We start from the raw sequence: 3230 nt of genomic DNA, 5'->3' as shown, positions 1-3230 counted from the left end.
ACCCCTGGCAGGAATTGCTTTTGAATTACAATGACAGGGCTTTTATTTTCTCTTGATGAATAAGTCTCGGTAGAGTATAGTAGCATTGCGTTTATGTAGATTCTAATGAATAGTTTTGTTTTAGTTTATACAACTTTTTCAAATTTTGAAGAGGCTAAAGCTGTTTCTGAAGAATTGTTAAACGATTAGTTAATTGTGTGTGTAAATATATTTCCTGAAGTGAAGTCTCTGTATTTATGGAAACGTGAAATTAATAGTAGTTGTGAAGTAGTAGCAATTATGAAGAGCAGAAGCGATCAAGTCGATAGAGTTGTAGAAGAAATCGAAGCAATGCATTCTTATGATCAGCCAGCTATTGTAATAGTACCCATAAAAGCAAATAAATCTTTTACTAATTGGGTTAGTGGTGTTATTGATGTAAGTAGTATTGGGGTAGCCAAGTGGTAAGGCAGCGGTTTTTGATACCACCACGCGAAGGCTCGAATCCTTCCACCCCAGCCATATTGAAGTGAGTGTGAAATTATATCACTTTTCTATAAATTGAGGTTACTGAATTATATATTAGGCAGCTTGAAATATATAGTTATAAAGCTGTTTCTCCTCATGATGTACCTTTATACATCCAGCATTATGCTCATGTTTATCAGCAATGGCTTTTGGTATGCTGTGGAATGTGGCTCTTTCAAAAGTGCATTTGATCATTTGTTTCAATATTGCAAGTGGTATTATGATAACAGAAGTGACCTGGGTTATAGAGTTTCTTTTATAATATTAGTAGCGTTTCTTACTCCGCATTTTCTCTATAAATTATCTCTTAGCACGGGCTGTAAGTTTTCTTTAAAGGAAAAGATAACACAGATACTGAGGATAGGCAGAAAGGGCAATAGAGTAAATCAAATCAAATGGTAGCAGTTATAGGAATGGCTATAGTGGTTATGGTCACAGAGATGAACATTATGATCAAGATGCAAAACAGAAGGTAGACATAATAAATTAGCTGTTAGTTAAAGATATAGAAGACGCTATAGATAAATAGATAAAAAGATTTTTCAGTGAAAGGGGCAAATCTCATTAAGTATGTATAAAAACTTACTCTGATTTTTTGGTAAGATTTTCTAAAATTGGTCGTATTTTGTTTACATATGTCGGGTCACAATCAGCCAATATACATGTGTATACAAAATCTCGAATAAAGTCTGATAAGCAAGAAATAGCTTTGCATTTTTCTACCAAGCTTTCTGTTTTTTTACAGCTGCTTGTTACATCAATTACTGCCTTCCCCCCACAGTATACAATACCGTTGTATATCATCTGACGTACTATTTTTTTCATAGCAGTGAAAAAATTCTTTGAAATTGAAGTTATTTGACATAATGACACCTCTTAAAATTAAAGATTTGAAGTGATTTGAGTTTGTAGCGATTTGAGAATCAAGTAGTCCCATATACAAACTGAGATCTATGGTAGACTTGCTGAATATTTGTGATGGAGCCAAATTACAGCATTTATAAATTGACTGATTGAGAAGCCTACCGGCTTAAAGATAAAGATTGAGCTCAAAACACCCTTACTACTATAATAATGAAACCGTGGAAGCTTGTCAAGTAATTTTTTTTTCAAAATGCTATGCTGCAACCTTCACTTACGATTTCTTCTATATCAATTATACATTAAACAACTCTAAGCATAGAAACCACTTTATCGTAGCTTGGCAAACATTTAATTTCTCCAATTGCAGCTAAAGTGTTTTTTTCATGCTGAGATAATAATTCTTCTGCTGCTTTTTTTTATGTCAGCGGCGGTAACCGCACTAGTTTTTTCTATTAGTTCATTTTTACTAACACATTTATCATAGTTACCGTAGTAGAGTCCCAAAGCTTCAGCAAGAGAGTCAACGTGACATTAAGATTTTCGACTTGATTCGCTCTTTTACCCTATTTACCTCTTCTTCCTTTAGATCATTCGTAGACAATTTCTTCAGCTTTGTCGTTATAGATTTTAAAAGCTTATCTAAGTTGCCACTATCTGTACCAGCAAAAATGGAGAGCATCCCTGCATCGGTGTAGCTAGAATTAAATGAATAGACTGAGTAAACCAGGCCCTGCTTTTCCCTTACTTCCTGGAATAGACGTGATGACATTCCGCTTCCCAGTATAGAGCCAAGCACCTTAAATGCGTGATATCTATCGTCATAGCGAGAAACACTAGGAAAGCCTATTAGCAAATGAATTTGATCTAATTTACGGTGCTCCAGATCCTCACCACCAGTATAACTTGCACTTTGGCATTTTTTAGTTCTTTTGCATGAATCTTTGAAAGAAAGTCTTTGGCTAACTGAGTAACTTCTTCATGCTAAACATTTCCAGCAACAGCAAATATCGTATTCTCACCAAAGTAATGCTCATTTATGTAATTATCTAGATCTCCTCGAGTAAAAGATTTTACCGTATTTTGTGTGCCTAAGATCGACCTACCAAATGGTTGATCTTTATAAGCTGCTTCAAAATATTTGTCGAAAATAATGTCACTTGGCGAATAGTTGGTTTGAAAGATCTCTTGTGTTACAACACCCTTTTCACGCTCCAATTCATCTTCTGGAAACGTGGAATTCATCAATATATCTATTAATATATCAATGTCAGGTTTTATATCCTTCTTGAGAAATTTTGCATAGTAACTGGTGCTTTCCCTACCGGTGCAGGCATTGAACACCCCACATATATCATCAAAAGCTTTTGCAATTTCAAAATGCAGTTCTTGTCTTCGTCCCTTTGAAAGCCATGTGATCTAGAAAGCGGGATATTCCATTTTGATTTGCACTTTCAGCTCTACTGCCGACACATCCTCGTATATTCAAAGCTACGGAATCAACATCACGCACCTGCTCGGTTATTATGCGCAGGCCGTTATCTAGTTTTGTCACCTCAGGTGTACTCATCCTATGTGTTCTTTTTTAAATTCTCTTCTGCAAAATCCCAATTAATCAAATGATCAAGGAAAACCTTTATATAGTCAATTCTACGATTTTGACAATCTAAATAATAGGCGTGCTCCCAAACATCCATAGTAGGCAATGGCACTTGACCATAAATTAATGGTAAATCTGCATTTGGAGCTTTAGTGATTTTGAGCTTTCCTTTTTCGAGCACTAACCATACCCATCCACTGCCAAATTAGCTCACTCCATGACTCGAAAACTCTTCATAGAATTTATCAAAGCCACCGATATC

At 35.4% G+C, this 3230-nt stretch carries 3 protein-coding genes, 1 tRNA gene and 2 pseudogenes; 3 read left to right on the top strand and 3 right to left on the bottom strand.

Annotated elements, in window-relative coordinates; translation table 11 throughout:
• Window positions 1–195 precede the first annotated feature (195 nt).
• The 3 genes from cutA to HET73_RS08730 all read left to right on the top strand — a co-directional run bounded on the left by cutA (window position 196) and on the right by HET73_RS08730 (window position 909).
• Window positions 196–447: a divalent-cation tolerance protein CutA gene (gene cutA, locus HET73_RS08735; RefSeq protein ID WP_343033058.1), complete on the top strand. Its 252-nt coding sequence runs from the start codon at window positions 196–198 to the stop codon at window positions 445–447.
• Window positions 429–501 (top strand) — tRNA-Gln (locus HET73_RS06705). Before cutA ends, HET73_RS06705 begins: the two co-directional genes overlap by 19 nt.
• Window positions 502–666: 165 nt before the next feature.
• A complete protein-coding gene (locus HET73_RS08730; protein ID WP_246209660.1) occupies window positions 667–909 on the top strand; it encodes a hypothetical protein in 243 nt (80 codons plus the stop codon).
• A 180-nt stretch (window positions 910–1089) separates the two neighbouring features.
• Here HET73_RS08730 and HET73_RS06695 read toward each other — a convergent pair whose 3' ends face one another.
• The 3 genes and pseudogenes from HET73_RS06695 to HET73_RS06685 form a co-directional block, all read right to left on the bottom strand.
• A complete protein-coding gene (locus HET73_RS06695) occupies window positions 1090–1332 on the bottom strand; it encodes a hypothetical protein (RefSeq protein ID WP_246210260.1) in 243 nt (80 codons plus the stop codon).
• Window positions 1333–1670: 338 nt separating this feature from the next.
• Window positions 1671–2938, bottom strand: a pseudogene (locus HET73_RS06690) (M16 family metallopeptidase).
• 1 nt (window position 2939) lies between these two features.
• Window positions 2940–3230 (bottom strand): annotated as a pseudogene (locus tag HET73_RS06685) (superoxide dismutase); the annotation flags it as partial.

The sequence above is a fragment of the Wolbachia endosymbiont of Atemnus politus genome (assembly GCF_013309895.1).
This window is presented reverse-complemented; position numbering and strand designations above follow the sequence as displayed.